This window comes from Ruegeria sp. K7 (assembly GCF_056531785.1).
On sequence record NZ_JBQFMJ010000046.1, the window covers coordinates 1 to 944 of the forward strand.

The 944-nt window shown below is 50.8% G+C and carries 1 protein-coding gene; it reads left to right on the forward strand.

Annotation, left to right across the window (positions count from 1 at the left end):
• Window positions 1-537: 537 nt before the first annotated feature.
• Window positions 538-944: DUF805 domain-containing protein (locus ACR0FE_RS23600; protein ID WP_480915556.1), on the forward strand; the 407-nt coding region annotated here is incomplete at its 3' end.

Consider the following 944-nt stretch of genomic DNA (forward strand, 5'->3'; position numbering starts at 1 on the left):
TGAAGTTAATGAAATTGGATGGGCTTGTTTGAAGTTCTCGCGTCAGAGCAGGCTATGGAACATACTTCGACCCTGTGATTTCCCTTCCCAAAACTTGCCGCGGTGGGCTTGGTCGGCGGGACGATATTTCGTTGACTGTCGGGGCCGAGATTAACGTGTGAAGGCCGAATGAAGTCACTAGCAAATGCTAGAGCAAACTCTGGAAAGAGGGCGAGTACGTTAAGTCTGAGCATCGCGTCCTCCCAGCGCTCAATCATTGTAAAGTGCCTTCCGACCGCCAGCACTCACTCTAGCAGTCGGAAGGGCTCGACACAGCGAGCAGCAACGACAACAACGGAGGTAAAATAAAGTTGTGTCGAATTTGCATGTTTGAATCTATTTATTCATAAATCAATATTTTTCCGCGCGTAAATTTCTCTACGCTCTCGTACGATAGACCTCTGCGTTCAAACAAAAAAGTAAGTGGGAGCTGCGAGTGTGTTCCCCTGAGCGGCGAAGCGATTTGAGGCCGCACAGAAACAAAGAAGGGATTGAAAGATGGGATTTGGTGAAGCCGTTAAGACGTGTTTCTCGAAATACTTCCAGTTCTCCGGCCGGGCTATACGTTCAGAATACTGGTGGTTCTTCTTGTTTGTGGTTCTCGTGAGTGCTGGTTTAGCTGTGCTGGATACGATCATATTCGGGACCAACCCAGAAACTGGGCAAGGATCTCGGGTTCTGTCCTCTGTTTTCCAAATGGCTGTTCTCATACCTATGCTGGCTGCCGGTTGGAGACGGCTGCACGATACAGGACGACCTGGCTGGTACTTGCTGCTGCCGATGGCGCTCAGCATTACAACGCTTTTTGTTATGCTGGGTGGGGTGGCGTTCTTCTCGGTATTGGAGCAAGGGACCGAAAACCCCGATGCCTTGCGAGGACCTGCGGCCGTCCTTGGCGTAACCGG